The sequence below is a fragment of the Exiguobacterium sp. OS-77 genome (assembly GCF_000414195.2).
Classification (GTDB): Bacteria; Bacillota; Bacilli; order Exiguobacteriales; family Exiguobacteriaceae; genus Exiguobacterium_A; species Exiguobacterium_A indicum.
The window spans coordinates 2,257,986-2,277,887 of sequence record NZ_DF239008.1; the positions used below are offsets into that span (position 1 = coordinate 2,257,986).

A 19,902-nucleotide genomic window follows, 5' to 3' on the forward strand; every position below is an offset into this window, starting at 1 on the left:
TGCTTCGTCTCCCCTATACTCATATAATGTCTGCTTCATCATTTTACCGGACATAACCCATTTGCGCAAAGGGTTGCACAATCTTAAATGTTATCGGATTGTGAACGCTTTAATTCATGTCGTAAGATTAGTTTCGCTGAATCGTACTGACGTTGTTCCAAAACGCCCGCTTCTTGTAATTCATCGAGTTCAAGCATCATCATCGCGATATCGGACGCTCGATCCCCAAGATAGATGAATGTCCCGTATGTCTTGAGTAACTGCTGTACGTCATACAGTGTCTTCATCGACCATCGGCTCCTTTACATAGGCATGTAGCAAATCATATGTCGCTTGTAACGACGTCTCATGCGTACGTTCGTACGAATGACTAGATTCGATTCCCGGACCGAACAATCCGTGCCGGACGTCGTGGCCCGCACTTACTGCTGCCGAGGCATCCGAGCTATAGAACGGATAGATATCAACTTTATATGGAATGCTATTACGTTGTGCTAAGCGTGTTAACTGGTGGCGTAAAGCTAAGTCATACGGACCAGAACCATCTTTGGCACAAATGGAGACTGTGAATTCATCGGAGTGTTGCCCCTCTCCTAGTGCTCCCATGTCGACCGCGATGTATTCTGCGACTTCTTCCGTGAATCCAGCATTTCCACCGAATCCGACTTCTTCGTAATTTGAAATCAGGATCTGGACCGTGTGTGGTAGTTCGATTGTTTTCCATTCCTTGATCAATTCAAGCAACAAAGCAACAGATGCTTTATCATCGAGATGGCGCGACTTCACGAATCCTGTTTCCGTATAGAGGAATCGCGGATCAAACGTTACGATGTCTCCCACTTCAATCCCCGCGACGCGCGTCTCTTCTGCTGTCGTCGAACGGATATCGAGCCGTACTTCGATATTATCAGCGGATCGTTCCGTTTTGTTCGTCTCGCGCGACGTATGAACACTCGAATGGTGGAACACGATCGTACCTGAAATCGTTTGACCGTCCATCTTGTGAATGAGACAGTTCTCACCTTCGATCGCTGTCCAAGCATATCCCCCCAGTTGTGATAAACGAAGTCGTCCTGTTGGTAAAATTTCTTTCACCATCGCTCCTAGTGTGTCGACGTGTGCCGTCAGTAACCGCGTGCGTGTTGAAGCACCAGGTAGTGTCGCTAAAATCGCTCCTTTTTCAAGCTTTCGATACGTGATCCCTTCTGCTACCAATCGCTTTTCTACATATGTAATAGCTTCTTTTGTCGAACCTGTCGGACTCGGAATCGAGACAAGCTCTTCAATCGTACGTATGACTTCTTTCATGTTCATTCGCTCCCTTTCAATCGGACTACGACGTGACATCCGCTTTGTTCTCATGATAACAAATATTCATTCTTTGCCGATACTGATATCCTACGGATACCATGCGAAAAAGCTGTAGCGCTTTTTTGCTACAGCTTCTTTCCACACCATCTCAATAACTTAGACGTACTTCTTCATCCAAATATCATCACGATATGTGCCGTCTTCTAATTTTACGGAATCTGGATCTTCGGCATATACTTCAAAACCGAGCGACTCATAAAGATTTTGTGCGGCTTCGTTCCCTGATAAAACGGCAAGAATGACTTGCTCGACGTCCGGTAACTTCTTCGCTTCCTCGATTAAGGCTTCCATCAGAGCGCGACCAGTACCCCCACGATATTCAGGTGATACGTATACTCCGGAAATCATCGCTTTATGCGATTCACGTGACAATTCATATGGTTTGACCTGACCAAACCCAAACAATGTATCACCGTCGAACATACCAAGCCAAACCTCATCGGAGTCGGGTTCTCCCTCAAGTCCTTCTTGTACTTCGCGGAGCGGGGTTTGCTGTTCATCATCAAACGAATGACCGAATGCATCTGGATGATTTTTTAATCCCTCAAGGCGTAGATTCCAGTATTGTTCTGCATCCTCTTTAGTTAGTTTTCGAAAAGTATACATGACTGTCGGTTCTCTCCTTTTTGGGTATCATGACGTACAAAAAATGACGTAAAAACGCTTCTATCTCTTACTTAACCCTTTTCTAGTAAAATAAAACCTAGATTTTTCTCTTTTTACTACCGGACGAATAGATGTAATTATTAACGTGTTTGTTCTCCACATCAAAAAAACTCAAGTGTGGACAATATGAAGCAGGTCCGACACTTGAGTTTTTTGCTACTTTATTTCGTAACACCTTCATCATGATTCGTACGATTATCCTTGTAAGACGGGTTCAAGCGTCTGACGCAATACATCAGCAGAATGATGGAATTTCTTCAACTCTTCATCCGTCAATGAGACTTCAATGATTTCACGCACACCTTGACGATTGATGATGGCGGGAACTCCAATGTGGATACCGGAAATGCCATACTGACCATCGACATGCGCACCGACCGTCAACAGACAGTTCTCATTTCCGAGGATGGCACGAACGATACGAACGAGCCCAAGCCCAATCGCATAATAGGTTGCCCCTTTGCGCTCGATAATATGATAAGCAGCATCTCGGACGTTGATGTAGATTTGATCAAGATCTGCTTGAGAATAACGATCGTCTTCAGCAAGTAGTTCATCAATCGTTTTTCCATAAATGCGGCTGTTACTCCAGGCAGCGAATTCCGTATCACCATGTTCGCCAAGAATATAGGCATGGGCATTTCGGGAATCAATGTGAAAGTATTCTCCGAGCATTTGACGCAGGCGCGCTGTATCAAGCACCGTTCCTGATCCAAATACGCGGGATTTCGGAAGACCAGAATATTTCCAGGCAAGATGCGCCATGATATCAACCGGATTAGAAGCCACGACGATGATACCATCAAAACCGGAATCCATGATTTGACGAATCATTTCTTTCATGATCAACGCATTCTTTGCAACGAGATCGAGTCTTGTCTCACCTGGTTTTTGTGGAGCGCCTGCAGTGATGACGACGACTTCCGCTTCGCGGCAGTCCGCGTAGTCGCCAGCCCATATTCGCATCGGTGAAGAGCTAAATGGTGTTCCATGGTTTAAGTCCATTGCCTCGCCCTCTGCTTTGGCTTTGTTGACATCAATGATGACAAGTTCTTCACAAAGCCCAGCTGTTGACATCTGATAGGCAAAGCTTGAGCCGACTGCACCAGCTCCAATGAGGGCTACCCGTGTCACTTTCGCATGTAATTCCATATCGTTATGTCCACCCTTTCATTCGTCCTAAGAGTTTGTTAACTATCTCACAAATAAATTGTAACATCTTTCACATTATTTGTATCATGTGAAATTAATCACATTTGTCCATTTTGTGTCATTGATATCCTAACATAAGGAATTACATACTCATATACTTTCCAGTTACCAGAATCGAACGATGATAAACCCGATTCCACTTGCCAAACCACTCGTTAAGACATTGACAGCATCATTCCCTAAAAATCGAATACCTGAAACATAAGCTGTCGGTTGCCCATGGTGCTTTCGCTTTTCTGTGTATTCCCCACAAACTGTACATCGGTAAACGCGTTGCCCTACTGCTCCAAATAGTGTATCCAGCAGGCTCCCGAGTACACCGATACTTGTTACGAGTAAGACGTCTCTTAAAGAAAGAGAAAATATCCAATGCGCTGCTATCGCGATGAACGCAGCTCCTGCGATCGTACCGACCGTTCCAATCAGCGACATCGCTCCACTTGTTCCTGCTGGTACCCGTCGTAACGTTTTGAGCGACCATGGATCACGTCTTGAGAGCGGTCCGATTTCGGATGCCCACGTATCAGCATTCGATGCTGCGATGACGAATAGAAACAACAAGAGATACGCAAAATCCATCGTCATGGCATACGCTAAGGCAGCAACGAACGCTACCCCTCCATTCGCAAGGACTTGCCATCCGTCACGCGCGCCGTCTTTCTCAACGATGGAGTCGACCGATTGTTTTCTAGATCGTCCGACCTTCGATAACAGACTCGAGCTACCAAAGAAGAGTAAGAGTACTACTAATCCTTGCCAACCGAATCCGAATGAGACACCACTACCGACGAGCAGGGTCATGATCGCACCACTTGTCGTCAATAAACGAAAAGATCGTCCGGTCCAAGCAAGCAATAGACAAAACAAAATGGTCGCGCTTAGCATCGGATGACCTCTAAGTCAGTGACGATCAGATCAACTGGGATATCAAAGGCTTCCACTTCAAAATCTGAAAGAAGTTGTTCAGAAAAGGCAATCGATACTTTACATCCTGCATAGGTCACGAGTGCACGATCGTAATAACCTCCCCCCCATCCTAACCGATATCCGTCCCGTCGATAGGCACGACCCGGAACAAGGCAAAGCTCTGCTTGAGCAAGTGAAGCGCGACGTGCTGAAGCGGTCGGTTCAGCAATCCCCATCTGATTTGCTTGCAGTTGATCTTCTGGTCCATGTTCATAAAAGATCATCTCGTCTCCGACTACTTTTGGTATCAAGACCGTCTTGCCCTCTTGCCACGCCTGTTCAATCAGCATTCTTGTATCACATTCATTTCGAAAAGCTAATGTGATCGCGACACAAGTCGCTTGTTGCCATTCAGGTAATAATAATACATGTTCGTGAATCAACCGTTCCTTCTCCGCACGGTTCTCCATCATATCGAGTCGTTCTTTGATCAGACGGCGTACTTCTTGTTTATTCATGAATGTCTTCCTTTCCACAAAAAAAGCCATCACACGAAGTGACGGCTTCCATCTCAATTATTTCACTTCACGGTGAAGTGTGTGCTTACGGAGACGTGGGTTGTATTTCTTCAACTCAAGACGCTCTGGGTTGTTACGCTTGTTCTTTTTAGTGATATAAGTACGGTCACCAGTTTCAGTGCAAGCTAATGTGATTTTAACGCGCATGGGATTCCCTCCTATCTAGCTCTCGATGTATCAAGTGATTTTGCTTTACATAAGGTTAAGCATACTCAAGTATCGTACCAAGAAAGGAAAGGAATTGCAACTGTTCATCCGTTCTTTTTCGGATTCGTCACGTGTTGATATGGTTTTTCAAGGTTCTCTTCAAAACGCAGTGGCTTCTTTTCGACGTGATACTCTTGCTCCACCCCGTGACGTGACTCTTCTCGTTCTAGATAAACAACCGCTGATTGGCGCAACGCATCTCCTTCAAGTCGTTTTAAGGCAACGACCAGACCACCTGAACGATCAGGAGAACGCTCACTTTCGACATCGTAGACGTTACTGACGAGTGGCAACTCTTTGATCTTCGCGATAGCTTGGGCAGCTGATGCGGTCTCCATGTTGAAGTTGTGGATGACTGCGAAATCAACGATCTTACTCAAAGCTTGCGCTTGGCGTAAGAAGGCTAAATTTAGTGCCGCCAGTTGGTTATAGGTCTGAACGAGCGGTAGACCTGTCACTTGCACTCCGTAAACGTGAACACCTTCTTCAAATCGATACGCTTCCAGATGTTCCGTGACGACATAGACGTTCTCACCAGCAGCAGCAAGCCGTCGAGCGAGCTCCGAAGCTGGCCGGTCTGACGCATCATATTGTCGGACAAACAATAAGATGGCGTCTGTATTCCAAGATTTTTCACGTTTCACTGCCACGTAGTAATCATGTGCCGTCAAGAAGACATCCGGTTCAATATCTGAATCTTGAAGGAAAGGATATTCGCGATATCGATCATCCAACCATTCCACCGTCAGCTCCTCCGCATCCAGGCGACGCTCAGTTTCTTCAAAACGTAGGATGTGCTCCCGGAAACGATTCGCAGCATACTGCGCTGTCGTCTGTCCATCAAGGATGAACGGCCAGTCGCTCGAGACAGCGAGGAGGTATTCTCGAATGAGTTGACGCTTCGCTTTGACAGTCAATGCATCTTGATGACGATTTCGAGCTACGATTCCTGCTAGTCTCTTCTCAAGCTGATGGAGATGACGAATCATCCAGTCATTCCGTTCATTGATCCAGACTTCCGCGTAGCCTTTTCGTCCCCATGTTCCCATCGCGACGTGGGCCGTGTCGATGTCTTGGAAGTGACGTTCGAGGAAGATCGCCGGTGAAATCGACTCAATTCCTTGGTCTTCTAAACGTTCCATCGCTTTACCGAGGAAGTCGGGACCTTCAAACCACCAGTGACCGAATAATTCGGCATCAAATGGTGCTGTGACAAGGAACGGTGGGAAGTCTTGTCCTTGATGCGCATCTAAATGTTCACCAAGTGCTTGTGCGAAGTCTGCTGCGTGCTCACTTGTCCGTTGCCATGCCCAATCACGAACGTAATAGTCTTTTTGATCCGTTTCTCCTGTTACACGATGCAATTTCAATCCTGTATCATAACGTAAGCCTTCCGGGTGCATGAACTCAGCGATTTGATCCCACTCTCGATCGTACGCAAGGTCACGATAAAACTCGCGGTAATCCGGATGACCCGGGTATCCGATGACAGAGCTCCAAATCTTGCCGGAAATGATTTGATCACGCGGGAACAGTGCCACACCGTGCGGCGAATAGACAGGTGCTCCGATTCCGTGTTTCGGTGACGGATCCGCGTTTAAGATTGAATGTTCGTCAACGAATGTATAACGAATGCCCTCTTCATACAAAATACGATCAAGTCCGGGCGTATACGCACACTCTGGCATCCAAAGACCAGATGGACGGAATCCGTAATGACGTTCGAAACAGTTCAATCCCGTCTGAATTTCAGAACGTGCCGCTTGTTCAGACAACATGTGCGGACTGAATCCGTGCGTCGCCGTACACGTAATCAAATCGAGATAACCTTGCTCCTTGTAATGACGGAATGCGCGGTTCAAATCTTTTTCCCAGTGAAGGAACGTATTCAATAAATCTTGATAGCGGTCTTGATAGAATAGAAGCGCATCTCGTTCCTTTTGAGCAAGCTCTCGCTCTATTTCCTGGCGAATCAAACGTAACGTATCCTCGATATGCTCGATATACCGCTCTTGAATCAATGGGTCGGCAAGCATCTCGATGACGGGTGGTGAAATGCTGACCGTCCAGCCGAGCGGACGTGACAAGCGATCGACCTCCCACAATAATGGGATGTAGGTTTCTGAAATCGCTTCATACATCCACCGTTCTTCTAGACGATGCGCCTCTTCATGACGGATATATGGTAAATGTGCATGTAAGACGAGTGAAAAATATCCTTTTCGCATAGCTTCTCTTCCTTTCCCTCTCTCTAATTCCATTATCGGACGCGATCGAAATAGGAGTAAGGACGTAATACTTCGACCCATTCCGGTTGTTCGACCTCTCCGTATTGCCAATGATGCACGACTTCCGCGAACCGTCCGTCCGTAACCGGCTCGTCACGTGGCGTTTCGACTGGTTTTGAACGCAGTACTGGAACAAAGTCCCCGTCGATCGTTTGAATGCCCCATTCAATGATGTATGTAGTATTCGGGGCGACTGGTCGAACGAACCAAGCATTCGTCATTTCTGGTAGCTCGAATTGATACGTCCGATTTGCCTGTCCTTGTTCATATTCAACAAGCGTGACATCAATAATGCGTAATTCTTTACGGAACGAATCAAACGTCGTGTGATAGTGCGTCTCTAGCAACTGTTTCGACAGTTCAGACAATTCCCAGTAGACGTATAACGCTGTCGGTGACTGAACGATGGCGTGGAGGATGTCATCCTCGTAATGTGTCGCCATTCCAAACGCGTCACGTTCTAGCGAAGGTACCACTTGCACAGACGGTACGACGTCTAATACAGGTGCAGTCGACTTTTTTGTCTGCTTGACCGTTTTTGATTCTACTTTCGGCGCTACTAAAGGTTGTTCTGTTAACGATTTACGATATTTAGTCCACGCATATTTGATTTTTCCTTCAGTCGTATCCAATTGAGCTGCGATTTGTTTTGTTGTCAGCCCTTGTTCTTTCAATTTAATGATTTGCTCAAGCATTCCCAATCACCTCTCTGTCATTATTCACTTCTTTCCTATTCTACAAACGTGTTTCGAATCCCTTTACAAAAAAAGTAGGCAGAGGAAATTCCTCCTGCCTACTTGATTCATCCGTTTAAATCATAATGTTTTCCTTTTTCGAGATAGATCAGATGCTCCCCGACGTTCGTCAAGTGATCACCCATCCGCTCGATGTAGCGGCAAATGTTCGTGAATTGCATGACTTCATCGACGACAATCGGCTGAAGTGACATGTGACGCATGTACTGGCGAAGTGCCTTATATGTCGTCTCATCAATGACGTTATCGAGATCAGACAAGGCTTTTGCTTTCTCGACATCTCCGTCACGATAGGCGACGATCGCAGTTTCCGTCATATCCAGTAATGTCTCGAATGCTTCTTTCAACAAAGAGATATCGATGACATACGGGAATGTTTCGACACGAAGAACAGCTTTTGAGATATTCCCCGCATAATCTGCAATCCGTTCGAGATCCGACGAAATTTTCATCGCGGTGATGATTCGTCGTAAATCCGTCGCAACGGGTTGTTGCTTCGCGATTAAGAGAATCGCATCATCGTTGATTTCAAGTTCAAGATCATCGAGTTCATTATCGTTTTCGATGACACTACGCGCGATGTCTTGATCATATTTTTCGAGTGCTTCTGCCGTTGTTGCGATCTGTTGCATCGTCTTGCGAGCCAGTAAAAAGACCTTTTGATCGAGTATTGCAAGATTTTCTCCAAAAATCGTACGGTTCGCTGCCATTCGTCGTCTCCCCTTCTTATCCGAATCGTCCTGAAATGTAATCTTCCGTCCGTTTGTCACTCGGATTTCCAAAGATCCGGTCTGTTTGATCGAACTCGACGACTTCACCATTCAAGAAGAACGCTGTTTTGTCCGAAACACGTGCAGCCTGTTGCATGTTGTGTGTCACGATGATGATCGAGTAGTCTGATTTCAACTCTTGGACGAGTTCTTCTACTTTTAATGTAGAAATCGGGTCAAGTGCGGATGTCGGCTCATCCATCAAAATGACATCTGGCTCGATTGCAAGGCAACGCGCGATACAAAGACGTTGTTGCTGACCACCAGAAAGACCATAAGCATTTTCGTTCAAACGATCTTTGACTTCATCCCAGATCGCCGCACGGCGTAAACTGCGTTCGACGATCTCGTCGAGGATTTTTTTGTTTTTGACACCGTGGACACGGGGACCATAAGCGATGTTGTCATAAATTGATTTTGGGAATGGATTCGGTTGTTGGAAGACCATTCCGACCGATGTCCGTAATTCTTCGACACCGTATTCTTTATCAAAGATATTGCGTCCGTGATACTCGATTGCACCATTCGTCCGTACGATCGGAACGAGTTCGACCATTCGATTCAATGTTTTGATGAATGTCGATTTCCCGCATCCAGACGGTCCAATGATTGCCGTGACTTCATTTTTCTTAATGTCGAGATTAACATCTTTCAGCGCATGATCGTCACCGTACCATAAGTTTAAGTCTTTGACGTTATAGACGCTCTCACGTGCTGCTACTGGTTGATTCATACGCTCTGTCCCTTCTGTAACGACTGATTTCGTATTCAGCTTCGTATCCATCATCTGTCTTCCTCCTTAAAAGAAATCCCTTCTATCTATCTCGTTCGATTAGTAGCGTTTGGAGAATCGGTTCCGAATCCAGATTGCAAGTGAATTCATCGTCAAGAGGATGACCATTAAGACGATGATTCCTGCCGCTGCAAGTCCTTGGAAGTCCGCTTGTGGACGACTTGTCCAGTTGTAGATTTGAATCGGTAATGCTGTGAATTCTGAGAAAATGCTTTCAGGCGCACGAGCAATGAAAATCGCAGCTCCGACCATGATGAGTGGTGCTGTCTCACCAATTGCTCGAGATACAGCCAAGATGATCCCAGTAATGACACCCGGAAGTGACGCCGGAAGAACGACTTTGAACGTCGTTTGCCATTTCGAAGCACCGAGTGCAAGTGATGCATGACGCATCGCTTGTGGAACGGCACGGATTGCCTCTTGAGACGAGACGATGACGACCGGAAGACTCATCAACGCGAGTGTCAAGGCTCCTGCAATCAATGTTGAACCGAAGCCCATGTTACGTACGAAGAACGTCAAACCAAGTAAACCGAAGACGATTGACGGAACACCAGCAAGGTTTGAGATGTTGACTTCGATGAATGAAGTCATCCGACTCTTCTTCGCATATTCTTCTAGATAAATCGCTGCCCCGACACCAATGATGAAAATCATCGGGATGATCAAGAGCATCAAGAAGATGGAGCCCATTAACGCTGGATAAATCCCGGCACGTTCTGCACGACGCGATGGTGCATTTTGTAGAAACTCAAGTGATAACCATGACGCACCGTCACGGATGACGCCGAACAAGAGAATACCTAAGACGACGAGACCGAAGAACAGTCCAGCAAGGAAAATGACTTTTGTGACGTTGTTGACGACGAGTCGCTGGCTAATGGATTTCTTCACCGCGACTGGATCAATGAATTTCTTTGAGACAGGTTGCTTTTCTGGTAAGGCCATCTTAGTACTCCTCTCTGAAGCGGCGTGTGATCCAGTTCGCAAGTAAGTTCATCACTAACGTGAAGACGAACAAGAGTGTACCAACCGCATAGATACTGTAATATTCGACAGTTCCAAATCCAGCATCACCTAAGGCAACCTGAACGATGTAAGCTGTCATCGTTTGAACTGGTTCGAGTGGATCAACAGCAGCTGTTGGATTCGAACCACCAGCGATCGTTACGATCATCGTCTCACCGATTGCACGTGACATACCGAGTACGATCGATGCAATGATACCTGATAATGCAGCTGGAACGACGACTTTCAATGCAACTTCAAGACGTGTCGAACCGAGTGCAAGCGCACCATCGCGAATTTTTTTCGGAACGGAGCTCATCGCATCCTCAGAAATCGAAGCGATCATTGGAATGATCATGATCCCGACGACGATCCCCGGACTGAGCGCATTATAAATTTGAATACCTGGAATCAATTTTACGAGTAGTGGTGTGACAAACGTCAATGCGAAGAATCCGAAGACGATCGTTGGAACACCTGCTAACACTTCAAGAATTGGTTTTAAAATACGGCGTGCGCGGTCTGACGCGTACTCACTTAAATAAATCGCTGATGTGAGACCGATCGGCACGGCAACTAGCATCGCAATCACGGTAATCTCAAGCGTACCGACGACAAGTGGCCAAATCCCATACTCTGGTTGTGAGTTGAGTGGATACCAGCTCGTACTGCCGAAGAATTCCTTGAACGGAACGACTTCGAAGAAGTGTTCTGTTTCAATGACTAACGTGAGAATGATGCCGATGGTCGTAACGACCGAGACGAACGCACATAGGAATAACACGATCGGCATGACGCGTTCCATGACGTTTTTCATACTGTATTTTTGCTGTCGGTTCTGTTGAATCAGCTCGCGAACCGATTTATTTTGTGTTGAACTCATCCTTCTTCACTCCCTACTCCTTCTTGACATGAGAACGGGACCCAACCGGTACAGACTTCCCCGGTTGGGCCATCCTCATGACTCGATGATTTATTTCATTGCATCTTCAATTGCTTTTGCGTTTTCATCGTAACGATCTTGCGGCATTTTGATGTATCCGACTTCTTCAGCAAGATCACCAGCGTTTTCGTTCGTGAACTTCACGAAGTCTGCGACTTGTTTTTTGTCTTTCATTGATTTGTTATTGACATACGTGTAAATTTCACGTGAAAGCGGGTAAGATAAATCTTTGATCGTTTCAGGTGTTGGATCAACTGCGTCTTTTCCTTCAGCAGCAAGTGGTACTTCCTTCAACTTATCTTTATTCTCTGCGTAGTAAGCGTAACCGAAGTAGCCGATTGCGCCTTTCGTTCCTTCAACACCTTTAACGAGTACGTTGTCGTCCTCAGATAATTGAACATCTTTACGCATATCTTTTTTCTCAAGTACTTTTTCAGAGAAGAAGTCGAATGTTCCTGAATCTTTACCTGGGCTGAAGAATTTCAATGGTTCAGCTGGGTAAGAAGAATCGACATCTTTCCAAGTCTTGATGTTCGGGTCGAGCCAGATTTTCTCGAGTTGCTCCATTGAAAGTTCTTTTACCCATGTATTTTCTTTACTGACTGCGACAGTCAAACCGTCATATGCGAGTGCAAGTTTTGTATATTCAATGTTGTTCTTTTTCGCTTCAGCTGCTTCTTCTTCTTTAATTTCACGCGATGCGTTTGAAAGATCTGTTTCCCCAACGACGAAGCGTTTGAATCCACCACCTGTACCAGAGACACCAACTGTGACATCTACATCTGGCTGCTCAGTCGAATACTCTTCACCGACAGCTTCCATAATCGGGAAGACTGTAGAAGAACCGTCGATTGCGATTTTTCCTTTTAAATCAGATGAGCTAGCAGAACCGCCTTTATCGTTACCACATGCTGCCCCCACTACTGCGATTGATGCTACCGTTGTGATGAGTGCTGTTTTTTTCATCCAAGACATGATTAATTTTCCTCCTCGAAAGTATGTCGCTGACGATGCTACGACTTTTTATCCGTTTTCCTTACAAGACTTATACTACGGACGAACTATTAAAACGAAATGAATCCAACGTAAAAGAATTGTAAAGGCGTGTTTTTTAGTGTTTACAATTCGAAATCCATTAGAAAAAAAGGTCAATACAAACAAAAAAACGAGAGTGATAGCTCACTCTCGCTTAGTTTCTAGTTAATTTGGCTTAGTTTGCCACGGTACATCCTTGACGTTGAAATACGCTTTGACAAGATCATGACCGATTTTCGAGTTGACCGTCTCTTGCTCCATATAAGGAAGGAACACAGCCCACGCCATTTCTGGATTATCATATGGTGCCCAGCCGACAAGGTTCGAGTTCAATGAACGAACTGGTTGTCCACTTCCGTCACGTAAGGCGATTCCATCATCACCATAGACACTAACCTGCGCTGTACCTGTTTTCGCAGCTGCATCAATACCGGTTTGGGCAATGATTTTTGCTGTACCACGCTCTCCTTTAACGACACGATGCAATCCTTCGCGGACATGATCAATGTTATCTTGACTGACCTCAATCCGATTCAGGTAATTCGTCTTGAAGCTATAATCCACTTGTTTCGTTCCTTTTTCAATCGAATTCGACGCGAGAACTTCTTTTAAGAAGTGCGGTTGAACACGATAGCCACCATTGGCAAGTGTTGAAATATACTGTGCAACTTGTAGCGGTGTAAAGGCATCGTACTGTCCGATGACTCGGTCCATGAGTAGCGTGACACGGTCCGGTGTCCCTTGAACACCTTTTGCTTCGTACGGTAAATCGACACCGGTCGTCACTCCGAGCCCGAACTGACTGTAGTAATTCTGCATGATCGCAGCCGCTGCATCTACACTTGCTCCAGCGATACCATTACTCGGATATTTCGCCATCCGCATCGCAATATTGAACATGTAAACGTTTGATGAACGCTCAAGTGCCGTCAAATCCGTGATTGCTCCCATGTTGACGTACGATGCTTTTTTCGTACCACCAATCGTGATCGGAGCATCATTGATGACTTCGTTTTGACGGATAACACCTTCCTCAAGTCCCATCGCAACCGTTGCACCTTTGATCGTCGAACCGATTTGAAGCGACGTCAAGACGTTATTGATTGCGACATCTGAGAACTTGCCGGTTGCTGGATCCAACTTTTGACCAGACATCGCAAGAATCTCACCTGTCTGTGGATTCATGACGACGGCGTAACCTTCTTTTAGATAACGACTACCCATGCCACGCCCCATTTTAATGGCTTGTTGCATGATTTTGTCGACTTGTTTGTTGTACTCTGCATCAACAGTTAAAACGAGATCTTTACCAGACTCGCCTTCCTCGCGTTTTGGATCACCGACCGGCTCTCCGTTAAACGTCTCATACACATCGTATGCGGGTTTCCCACGCAGTAGATCTTCATACTGTTGTTCAAGGAATGATGTTCCGACACGGTCATTCAAGCTGTAACCTTTTGCTTTGAACTCTGCTTGTTGTTCTGCTGGAATCTTCGAGTACTTCCCAAAGATATTCCGAAGTGTTCCTTCATATGGATAAGAACGCTCGTAAAACGGTTCCACCGATACACCTTTTAAATCTTCTAGATTTTCATCGATGATCGCCATCTCTTTTGCAGATGCACCGAGTTTGACGAGCTGCGGATCAAGTGCATAACCAACTTCCATGTTATGTTTGATCGCGATGACTTCCATTGTCTGATCATCATAATCGATATCCTCTTTTGTGATGGCATCTAAACGAATTTTATCTTGCTCCGGAATCGAGAGCTTACTTTGTGCTTCTGTTGAAGGATACTTCTTTTTTACTGCCTCTTGGTATCGACGATCCGATTCTTTTGTATTCGTCGCCACCCAAAAATCCTTGATGTCCCGTTCCGTGACTTTCCAATCTTTTTTCGGTAGATCAATGATTGCCGCAAGACGCTGTGCAATTTCAATGCGTTCATCGACTTTCGTCGTTTGTGCGCGACGGTAGACGATGGAGTATTTAGAAATCGTATCAACCAAAAGACGACCATCCCGGTCATAAATCTTTCCGCGTGGCACTTCATATTTTGATGCGATCATTTCTGTTTTTTGAACTTCCCGCGAAATTTTCTCACCATTGACGATTTGCACGACTCCTAAACGGAAAATCAAAATCGCAAACAATAAAAAAACGACGAAGAACATTAAATTCAGACGAAGCGGCAGATGATTACGCCGTCTTCCTCGTACGGTGATTCGTTTAGCCATGGCGTACTCCCCTATCGTTCAAAAGTCATCTTGTTTCATTATATAGAAGGAAACTTTCCATAACAACCTATCCCATCATTTTCCGCATTAAAAAAAGCGTATCGTTCACAATTGAACGATACGCTCGTTTTCACATTACTTCGCGTCAGCGTAAAGCTTCGCTACGTGATCCCAATCAACGACGTTGAAGAACGCATTGATGTAATCAGGACGGCGGTTTTGGTAGTTGAGATAGTATGCATGTTCCCAAACATCAAGACCGAGGATTGGTGTTTTGCCTTCCATGACTGGTGTATCTTGGTTTGGTGTCGAAACGACTGCCAATTTCCCACCATCAACGATTAACCAAGCCCAACCTGAACCAAAACGAGTTGTTGCTGCTTTCGCGAATGCATCTTTGAATGCATCGAATGATCCGAATGCTTCGTCGATTGCTGCCGCGAGTTCCCCTGTTGGAGCAGCACCATCGTTCTTCTTCAACAGTTTCCAGAAGAATGAGTGGTTCCAGTGACCGCCACCGTTGTTACGGACTGCAGTTTGAATGTTTGCTGGGAGAGCATCCAAGTTTTGAAGAAGTTCTTCAAGTGACTTTCCTTCATGTTCTGTACCCTCAAGCGCCGCATTCACGTTCGTGACATACGTGTTGTGGTGTTTCGTGTGGTGAATCTCCATCGTACGAGCATCGATATGTGGCTCAAGCGCATCATAAGCGTAGCCGAGTTCTGGTAATTCAAATTTTGACATGTTCATGTCCCCCTTTGTACTATTTTCGAAAACTTCAATACCCTTTAAGACTAGCAAAAGAACCTGTGTTGACGCAAGTCAAGACCCTCGGATTTACTCGACTTCTCGTGGAGCAAAAACTGATACACCACCACCTGGAACTGGGAAGACACCAAATCCTTCATCGTCGATCACAACAGGGTGATCTTGATGGTTCGTATAGTCAAACCATTCTTGACCTGCACGTTCTTCACCGACAAACATCCGTTTTTCACACATATCGGCATTCGACAATAAGACCGCACAGCCGGAGTTCTCAATTTCCTCAACTCCACGACGAACCCAACCGACACAATGTGGATCATCGAGATAATCTTCTTGTTCACCATACGCTTTGTGATACCGTGCATAGAGTAAGGCATCAATCATTTCTTTTTTTCCTTCTACCGGATGTGGTCCTTGCACACCATAATAGTCACCGTAGAAGACACATGGATAACCATCTTTACGAAGTAAAATCGCCGCGTAAGCATGTTGTTTAAACCAGTCATCCACCCACGACTCCAGTGATTCGCCCGGTTGTGAATCGTGATTATCGACGAACGTGACGGCATTCGTCGGGTGTGATTCGACAAGGGTATCCGCAAACAACGTCGTCATATCAAAGTCTTGCCCCTGCTTCGAAGCTTCATGGAACTTGTAATGAAGCGGAACATCGAATAAATCGATCGTATAGTCGACGCTATCGAGGAAATGACGACAATCATCGAGATCTGATTTCCAGAACTCACCGACCATATAGAAGTCACCTTCACTTTTTTCAATCATTGATTTTGCGAATTCATGAACGAATTCATAGTTGATATGTTTGATGGCATCGAGTCGGAAACCTTGGCAATCAATTGTTTCTTGGAACCAATGTCCCCAGCGGATCATTTCTTCTCGGACTTCAGGGTGATTATAATCGATGTTCGCGAACATCAAATAGTCATAGTTTCCGAATTCATCATCGACTTGATCATTCCAATCTTTATTTTTACCGGAAATTTTAAAGACACCCGTCTTTTCTTCACGAGCATCAAAATCCGTTCCATTGAAAAATTCATGTGTCCAGATGAAATCTGAATATTTTCCGTTACGTCCCGGGAACGTAAACTTCGTCCAAGCTTCGATTTCAAACTCTTCTGAAATTTCTTTCGAACGATCTTCCGGATGGACTTCGACGACATTGATCGTCTCGAGTTCATCGGCTGCTGCTTTATGGTTCATGACGACATCCGCGTAAACAGCGATATCGTTCTCACGAGCAACCTGGATCGCTTCGACGAGTTCATCTTTCGTACCGTATTTCGTACGGACCGTTCCTTTTTGATCAAATTCGCCTAAATCATAGACGTCATAGATGCCATATCCTGTATCTTCATCCGATTGACCTTTTGACGCCGGTGGAATCCACACGGACGTGATGCCGGCAGCACGTAATTCAGGCGCCCGCTCTTTCAAGCGTTGCCAGTGCTTCCCATCATTCTCTACATGCCACTCAAAAAACTGCATCATCGTATGGTTACGTTCCATCTCTCTTCGCTCTCCCTTAGTTACTATAGTATGAATATTATTACAATATCTTTACTATTCCCCGGGGGAACAAAAATAAACGCTCCTCGTTTTTCAACGAGAAGCGTTCTACTGAATGGACCCTGCAGGGCTCGAACCTGCGACCGGACGGTTATGAGCCGTCTGCTCTGACCAGCTGAGCTAAGGGTCCTTAAGTAATAGTAGCGGCGGAGGGAGTCGAACCCACGACCTCACGGGTATGAACCGTACGCTCTAGCCAGCTGAGCTACACCGCCATGATGTATGTTTCTTACTCTTACTAGATTACGAGATGTGGCGAAACTTGTCAATATGCTATTTCAAAAAAATAAACAGCTGATTTCATTTTTTGAAATCAGCTGTCATAGATAAATCGTATTTCACTTAGTTCGTTAATGCGGTCCGCTGTTCAAGGACGAGATCCGTGATGTTGACAGCGTGATCGCCAATTCGTTCGAGGTTCGACAAGAGATCGACGAAAATCATCCCTGCTTGTCCCGTACATTCGCCAGCGTTAACACGAAGGACATGATGCTTACGGAATGAACGTTCGAGTGCATCGAGTTTACCTTCGAGTTCAAGAACTTTTCGAGCCCGTGTGACATCATCCTCTTCGACAGCGCGAACGGCACAATCGACGATTTCTTGTGTCAAAGCGTACATGTCATCAAGTTCTTGCTTCGCTGATGATGTGAACTGAATCCGGTTGACGATTTGGAAGTCAACCAATTCGACGATGTTTTCAACGTGGTCACCAATCCGTTCAAAATCATTGACGGCATGCATCAGTAACGAGTGCTCATTTGATTCACGTTCTGATAAATCATGTGCCGCTACTTTAACGAGATAACTCGTGACTTCTGTATTTAAATGGTTGATCGCATATTCAATCTGTTGTGATTCCGATACATCTTTCTTATCATGCGATTGTGTGTAACGCTGTGCTTTTGCAAGTGCGTCTTTCGAGAATTCACCCATACGCAATACTTCGAGCTTTGCTTGGTTTAATGCGAGTGCTGAAGATTGGTTCAAGATATTTTGATCCAGATGACGCGGTTTTGAATCAATCGTCGTATCCGTACCCGGTACGATTTTTTGTACAAGCCATGCGATTTGCGCAATGAACCAACACTGAATCAACGTATTGACGACGTTGAATGTTCCATGTGCAAAGGCGATTTGCATCTTTGGACCTAAATCAAGCGCGCCCGTGATCCAAGTAATGAAATTCGAGAAGATCGGTAAAGCAATCAAGAATAAAATCGTCCCGATAATGTTGAAGATGACGTGTGCTGCTGCTGTTCGTTTAGCTGCAATCGACGCACCAAGTGCTGCGAGTACTGCTGTGATCGTCGTTCCGATGTTATCACCGAACAAGACGGGAAGTGCTGCTTTGATATCGATCATGCCACCAGCGTATAGCTCTTGTAAGATACCGATCGTTGCTGACGACGACTGAACAAGAACGGTAAAGATCGTTCCGACGAATACACCAAGCAATGGGTTATCCGACATCGATACCGTCAACTCACGGAACCAGACACTTGACTCAAGTGGAGCCATTCCGTCGCCCATCAATGTCAAACCATAGAACAATGCACCGAAGCCAAAGAAAATCTGTCCGATGTATTGAACCCTTTCTTTATTAAAGAAGAAGATCAAGAAAGCACCAATGGCGATTGCTGGAAGCGCAGCTTCCTTGACGTTAAAGCCGATGATGAAGGCCGTAATCGTTGTTCCGATGTTAGCCCCCATGACGACTCCAATCGCCTGTCGTAAATTCATCAGACCTGCACTAACGAGTCCGACGACGATGACGGTCGTCCCTGACGACGACTGTATCAAAATCGTGACGACGATACCTGCTAGGATACCTAACAGTGGGTTCGTCGTATATTTATCGAGGATATAACGTAATCGGTCTCCTGCTGTTTTTTGGAGCCCATCTCCCATATACTTAATACCGAATAGGAAAATCCCGAGTCCACCGATGAAGGTGAAAATCATTTCCTGCAAATCATAGTTCATCTTGCCAGCTCCTTTATTTCATGTGGATTGATGTGTTTGTAAAGTTTATTTTCTCAACTCCCCCATTATGTAAAGGTCTGTTGAACTTGTAAATAGTTTTTGAGACATCCGTTTGTTAAGGTTTTATTAATCTGTACCATTACACAAAAACCCTTTATTACTAATAAAAATTAAATAATTAAAATCTGTTTTAAAACAGTAGAAAGAGTGATTTACTTGTCATTTTTACGTCAACTGATTAATTACTTACAAACTTCTTTAATTCCAAATCGTCCGTTTTTGCGTCTTCGTTTGGCAGATGTTTCCCTTTATTTTTGTGGATTAGCTTGGATTTCATTTTGGACGACGGTCATTGATTCCTTCTTTTTACAAAAAAACATCCCAATCGTCGTCTGGTTCATCCTTCATTTCATCTTTATCGCAATCGCTGTATTACTTTACGTATTGTTTATGGCGTATCTAACGAAGGGATTTGTCCGATTGTTGCTTCCCCGTCCGTGGGCGTATCGCCAAACGTTTCCTTACACGGTCGCGACGAATCTCTGGTCTTTCCCACTCGGTATGCTTCTATATCAACTCGATTATCCTCGCTTCGGAATCGGGATACTCGTAATCGGACACCTCGTCTACACATTAGTGCCATTATGGATTGCCCGTTCCGCGAAGCCACGCGCTTCACGCAAACCTCAATGAGTATCAAAATCAGGCGTCCGACGGATTGACGGACGTCCTTCTTTCATTAAACAATTGTAAATGTTCGATTTTCGTTCTTGTTTCTCGATTTTTAG

Annotated in this window: 19 protein-coding genes and 2 tRNA genes; 1 reads left to right on the forward strand and 20 read right to left on the reverse strand. The window is 45.2% G+C overall.

Translation table 11 applies throughout. The features are described 5' to 3' along the window. Nucleotides 1–83: 83 nt before the first annotated feature. From EXG77_RS11675 to EXG77_RS11770, 20 genes are all read right to left on the reverse strand, one after another. Nucleotides 84–287, reverse strand: a complete 204-nt coding sequence (locus tag EXG77_RS11675; RefSeq protein ID WP_023467550.1) for a YqgQ family protein — start codon at nt 285–287, stop codon at nt 84–86. Beyond that, the gene (locus tag EXG77_RS11680; RefSeq protein ID WP_029341070.1) at nt 271–1,308 is read right to left on the reverse strand and encodes a M42 family metallopeptidase; all 1,038 of its coding nucleotides are present in this window, start codon (nt 1,306–1,308) and stop codon (nt 271–273) included. The genes EXG77_RS11675 and EXG77_RS11680 overlap by 17 nt, the downstream gene beginning before the upstream one ends. Before the next feature lie 159 nt (nt 1,309–1,467). Further along, the gene (locus tag EXG77_RS11685) at nt 1,468–1,977 is read right to left on the reverse strand and encodes a GNAT family N-acetyltransferase (protein ID WP_023467548.1); all 510 of its coding nucleotides are present in this window, start codon (nt 1,975–1,977) and stop codon (nt 1,468–1,470) included. A gap of 255 nt (nt 1,978–2,232) precedes the next feature. Next, nucleotides 2,233–3,189 carry an L-lactate dehydrogenase gene (locus EXG77_RS11690; protein ID WP_029341069.1) on the reverse strand — a complete coding sequence of 319 codons (957 nt, stop codon included), beginning with the start codon at nt 3,187–3,189 and terminating at the stop codon, nt 2,233–2,235. 165 nt (nt 3,190–3,354) lie between these two features. Continuing rightward, nucleotides 3,355–4,134: a DUF92 domain-containing protein gene (locus EXG77_RS11695; protein WP_035398327.1), complete on the reverse strand. Its 780-nt coding sequence runs from the start codon at nt 4,132–4,134 to the stop codon at nt 3,355–3,357. After that, nucleotides 4,128–4,673, reverse strand: a complete 546-nt coding sequence (locus tag EXG77_RS11700) for a 5-formyltetrahydrofolate cyclo-ligase (protein WP_035398329.1) — start codon at nt 4,671–4,673, stop codon at nt 4,128–4,130. Before EXG77_RS11700 ends, EXG77_RS11695 begins: the two co-directional genes overlap by 7 nt. A 57-nt stretch (nt 4,674–4,730) precedes the next feature. Continuing rightward, entirely contained in the window at nt 4,731–4,880 is a 150-nt protein-coding gene (gene rpmG, locus EXG77_RS11705; protein ID WP_012369771.1) for a 50S ribosomal protein L33, read from the reverse strand. 104 nt (nt 4,881–4,984) lie between these two features. Beyond that, nucleotides 4,985–7,168, reverse strand: coding sequence for a 1,4-alpha-glucan branching protein domain-containing protein (locus EXG77_RS11710; protein WP_035398332.1), 2,184 nt, complete (start codon nt 7,166–7,168; stop codon nt 4,985–4,987). Nucleotides 7,169–7,200: 32 nt separating this feature from the next. Continuing rightward, nucleotides 7,201–7,923 carry a DUF4912 domain-containing protein gene (locus tag EXG77_RS11715; protein WP_035398333.1) on the reverse strand — a complete coding sequence of 241 codons (723 nt, stop codon included), beginning with the start codon at nt 7,921–7,923 and terminating at the stop codon, nt 7,201–7,203. A gap of 107 nt (nt 7,924–8,030) precedes the next feature. Then, nucleotides 8,031–8,693: a phosphate signaling complex protein PhoU gene (gene phoU, locus EXG77_RS11720; protein ID WP_023467542.1), complete on the reverse strand. Its 663-nt coding sequence runs from the start codon at nt 8,691–8,693 to the stop codon at nt 8,031–8,033. A gap of 16 nt (nt 8,694–8,709) precedes the next feature. Further along, nucleotides 8,710–9,486, reverse strand: coding sequence for a phosphate ABC transporter ATP-binding protein PstB (gene pstB / locus EXG77_RS11725; protein ID WP_053454494.1), 777 nt, complete (start codon nt 9,484–9,486; stop codon nt 8,710–8,712). A 99-nt stretch (nt 9,487–9,585) separates the two neighbouring features. Then, on the reverse strand, nt 9,586–10,494 hold the full coding sequence (pstA, locus tag EXG77_RS11730; RefSeq protein ID WP_035398334.1) for a phosphate ABC transporter permease PstA: 909 nt from the start codon (nt 10,492–10,494) through the stop codon (nt 9,586–9,588). A gap of 1 nt (nt 10,495) precedes the next feature. Continuing rightward, nucleotides 10,496–11,437: a phosphate ABC transporter permease subunit PstC gene (pstC, locus tag EXG77_RS11735; RefSeq protein WP_035398337.1), complete on the reverse strand. Its 942-nt coding sequence runs from the start codon at nt 11,435–11,437 to the stop codon at nt 10,496–10,498. Between the two features lie 90 nt (nt 11,438–11,527). Beyond that, a complete protein-coding gene (locus tag EXG77_RS11740; protein ID WP_035398338.1) occupies nt 11,528–12,472 on the reverse strand; it encodes a PstS family phosphate ABC transporter substrate-binding protein in 945 nt (314 codons plus the stop codon). Nucleotides 12,473–12,697: 225 nt separating this feature from the next. Beyond that, nucleotides 12,698–14,770, reverse strand: a complete 2,073-nt coding sequence (locus EXG77_RS11745; RefSeq protein ID WP_023467537.1) for a penicillin-binding protein 2 — start codon at nt 14,768–14,770, stop codon at nt 12,698–12,700. A gap of 135 nt (nt 14,771–14,905) precedes the next feature. Further along, nucleotides 14,906–15,514, reverse strand: a complete 609-nt coding sequence (locus EXG77_RS11750) for a superoxide dismutase (protein ID WP_016404085.1) — start codon at nt 15,512–15,514, stop codon at nt 14,906–14,908. A 93-nt stretch (nt 15,515–15,607) separates the two neighbouring features. Continuing rightward, on the reverse strand, nt 15,608–17,068 hold the full coding sequence (locus tag EXG77_RS11755) for an alpha-amylase (protein WP_023467536.1): 1,461 nt from the start codon (nt 17,066–17,068) through the stop codon (nt 15,608–15,610). 116 nt (nt 17,069–17,184) lie between these two features. Beyond that, nucleotides 17,185–17,258 (reverse strand) — tRNA-Ile (locus tag EXG77_RS11760). Nucleotides 17,259–17,269: 11 nt separating this feature from the next. Continuing rightward, nucleotides 17,270–17,343: transfer RNA gene (locus EXG77_RS11765), tRNA-Met, on the reverse strand. Between the two features lie 127 nt (nt 17,344–17,470). Next, a complete protein-coding gene (locus tag EXG77_RS11770; RefSeq protein ID WP_035398342.1) occupies nt 17,471–19,114 on the reverse strand; it encodes a Na/Pi cotransporter family protein in 1,644 nt (547 codons plus the stop codon). A gap of 207 nt (nt 19,115–19,321) precedes the next feature. Here EXG77_RS11770 and EXG77_RS11775 point away from each other — a divergent pair, with 207 nt between their 5' ends. Beyond that, nucleotides 19,322–19,807: a hypothetical protein gene (locus tag EXG77_RS11775; protein WP_023467534.1), complete on the forward strand. Its 486-nt coding sequence runs from the start codon at nt 19,322–19,324 to the stop codon at nt 19,805–19,807. The last annotated feature ends 95 nt before the right edge of the window (nt 19,808–19,902 follow it).

Coding starts and splice junctions, on each gene's coding strand:
- EXG77_RS11750 (WP_016404085.1), bottom strand. CDS start 15,514: ATGTCAAAATTTGAATTACCAGAACTCGGCTACGCTTATGATGCGCTT.
- rpmG (WP_012369771.1), bottom strand. CDS start 4,880: ATGCGCGTTAAAATCACATTAGCTTGCACTGAAACTGGTGACCGTACT.
- EXG77_RS11685 (WP_023467548.1), bottom strand. CDS start 1,977: ATGTATACTTTTCGAAAACTAACTAAAGAGGATGCAGAACAATACTGG.
- EXG77_RS11710 (WP_035398332.1), bottom strand. CDS start 7,168: ATGCGAAAAGGATATTTTTCACTCGTCTTACATGCACATTTACCATAT.
- pstA (WP_035398334.1), bottom strand. CDS start 10,494: ATGGCCTTACCAGAAAAGCAACCTGTCTCAAAGAAATTCATTGATCCA.
- EXG77_RS11715 (WP_035398333.1), bottom strand. CDS start 7,923: ATGCTTGAGCAAATCATTAAATTGAAAGAACAAGGGCTGACAACAAAA.
- EXG77_RS11695 (WP_035398327.1), bottom strand. CDS start 4,134: ATGCTAAGCGCGACCATTTTGTTTTGTCTATTGCTTGCTTGGACCGGA.
- EXG77_RS11675 (WP_023467550.1), bottom strand. CDS start 287: ATGAAGACACTGTATGACGTACAGCAGTTACTCAAGACATACGGGACA.
- EXG77_RS11770 (WP_035398342.1), bottom strand. CDS start 19,114: ATGAACTATGATTTGCAGGAAATGATTTTCACCTTCATCGGTGGACTC.
- EXG77_RS11755 (WP_023467536.1), bottom strand. CDS start 17,068: ATGGAACGTAACCATACGATGATGCAGTTTTTTGAGTGGCATGTAGAG.
- pstB (WP_053454494.1), bottom strand. CDS start 9,486: ATGAATCAACCAGTAGCAGCACGTGAGAGCGTCTATAACGTCAAAGAC.
- EXG77_RS11745 (WP_023467537.1), bottom strand. CDS start 14,770: ATGGCTAAACGAATCACCGTACGAGGAAGACGGCGTAATCATCTGCCG.
- pstC (WP_035398337.1), bottom strand. CDS start 11,437: ATGAGTTCAACACAAAATAAATCGGTTCGCGAGCTGATTCAACAGAAC.
- phoU (WP_023467542.1), bottom strand. CDS start 8,693: ATGGCAGCGAACCGTACGATTTTTGGAGAAAATCTTGCAATACTCGAT.
- EXG77_RS11700 (WP_035398329.1), bottom strand. CDS start 4,673: ATGAATAAACAAGAAGTACGCCGTCTGATCAAAGAACGACTCGATATG.
- EXG77_RS11740 (WP_035398338.1), bottom strand. CDS start 12,472: ATGTCTTGGATGAAAAAAACAGCACTCATCACAACGGTAGCATCAATC.
- EXG77_RS11690 (WP_029341069.1), bottom strand. CDS start 3,189: ATGGAATTACATGCGAAAGTGACACGGGTAGCCCTCATTGGAGCTGGT.
- EXG77_RS11680 (WP_029341070.1), bottom strand. CDS start 1,308: ATGAAAGAAGTCATACGTACGATTGAAGAGCTTGTCTCGATTCCGAGT.